Raw genomic sequence first — 2,146 nt, 5'->3', positions numbered from 1 at the left:
CTAGTGTATTTTTATTCATTTAATTTTCTCCAAACTGTTAAAAGTTTTAACGTAGCGAAAACAACACATCAAAGGGCATAAGTAGTTAATAGATATAAAATTATGATGTCGAAGATTGGTCTGAAGCCTTTCATCCCCAGAGGCTGTAGACAAATTTCGCAAAAATAACAATAAGAAAATTACTGGTCATTTGCTGTAACTGTGAAGTTATTCCTATGTTTTTCTTGGTCATAATTTCTTATCTTTTGCTAAATATGAGGCAGATGACCACACGTAGATAATTTCCCGATATATCCATATCATTGAAAAAGCCCGTCCGAAGAACCTAAGCGATATCAATAACCTAAGAAAGTGACTGGCAAATCTGTATCATATTTCCTACCTTGCAAATCCTACAAGAGAATAACAAGCGGCAAAATCCGCGCTAGCACGTAAGGGTAAACCCTTATGTGTCAAATATTTATAGAGAAGAATTGGTTTTTGTCGTAAGCTTTTCTAAATCTCTTATGAAATGCTGAGAGCAGGGATATAACTTGATAGAAGTGCTGAAAAATTTAGGTTTTCGAACGCTGTTTGATGCAGCAGCCGATGCAATGCTATTGACTGAAGATTCTGGCCACATTGTGTTGGTTAACCCAGTGGCGCAAAAATTGTTTGGCTATACCGAAGATGAACTCAGTGGATTGGCGGTTGAAATACTGATTGTGCCGCGGTATCGGAAACAGTATCGATATTGTCATGAGCTGTTTCTTAGCGAACCGATCAAGCACTCTGTGAGCGTTAGCAACGAATTTGTCGCACAAGGCCGAGACCACAAAGAGATGCTGTTAGATGTTAGCCTCAGCCCGATAGAAGCTCAGCAACAGCTTTATATCTTGATTACATTCAATGTTGCTAGCCGGCGTCTTGAGGCCGAGGGAGCACTGCGAGCCAGTGAGGAGCGATTGCGTTTAGCGAAACAAGCAGCGGGTTTAGGTATTTTTGACTGCGACCTGAAACGCAATATCGTTTATTGGGATAATCAGATGCGCAAATTATGGGGTGAACATTTGGGTGAAACTGTCAGTTATGAGGAATTCGTGGCTAGGATACACCCGGAAGATCGCAGGGCGAGACAGTCCGCTATCGATCATGCGATGAATCCCGCTGGTGATGGCGAATTCAAAGCGGAATATCGTGTTGTTAATTCGGCCAATGGTATTACACGTTGGATATCTGCAAGGGGGCGGGTGTATTTCGACAATGGGCAACCGGATCGGCTGGTAGGCGTTACACGGGATGTGACAGAACAGAAGAATCTACAGAAAAAGCTGCAAGCACAACGCGACGAAACGGAAAATATTTTTAAACAGCAGGTGGCAGCGCTCACGGCTTCGGCGATTGCTCATGAACTTAATCAGCCACTTACAGCAATTTCCGCTTATGGAGAAGTGGTGTTGCACGAATTAGGCAACGATGTTTTAAACTCTGATAATTTAAAACGCGCACTTGAAGGTTGCGTAGAACAAGCGCAACGTGCTGGTCATAGCCTGCACGAGTTGCTGGCTTTCCTGCAGGAAGGCGAATTGGTAACCGAGCGATCAAATCTGAATGATATTATCAATGACGCGCTAAACATTATTGGTAATGATGGTCATGGTACTTTCTATCCAGTGCTTGATTTGCAGCAGAATCTTCCTGCTGTTCAATGTAATTGCACGCAGATACAGAAAGTTCTGGTCAATCTATTTAGAAATGCGATTGAAGCCATGCATGCAACAAAGTTACCTACCTTGACGATTACTGCCATGGTGTTAGCCGAAACTAACCTGGTGATAGTAACCATACAGGATAATGGGCCGGGTCTAGATTCAGCCATGGCGAAGCGCATTAATCAGTCACCACTTCATTGGGCAAATCAGCGGCCCTTTTCATTATGAAGCACGACAAAAAGCAGGATTTACCGCAGCGGAATTACAAGCACTGGAACGCATGGAAAGATCCAACGCACATTCCGGAAATACAATACTCTGAGAAAACGGCTTTCAATCCCATCACATCCGCCGTTCAAAACGATAAAATGCCAGCACGCCCATCAGATTAAAAAAAAAATGGACAGGGCAATTATTGTTCATCACCCGGCGCTCCAGGATACGTGCATTACATT

The 2,146-nt window shown here is 43.1% G+C and carries 1 protein-coding gene; it reads left to right on the top strand.

The genetic code is table 11. The annotated features are described in order from the left end of the window. The first annotated feature begins 542 nt into the window (after nucleotides 1-542). Entirely contained in the window at nucleotides 543-1,919 is a 1,377-nt protein-coding gene (locus tag Q0K92_RS12985) for a PAS domain S-box protein (RefSeq protein WP_297326215.1), read from the top strand. The last annotated feature ends 227 nt before the right edge of the window (nucleotides 1,920-2,146 follow it).

This window comes from Nitrosomonas sp., assembly GCF_024282095.1.
In the GTDB taxonomy this organism is placed as follows: Bacteria; Pseudomonadota; Gammaproteobacteria; order Burkholderiales; family Nitrosomonadaceae; genus Nitrosomonas.
The sequence above is the reverse complement of the archived record's forward strand: the minus strand, read 5'-3'. Positions and strand labels throughout refer to the sequence as shown.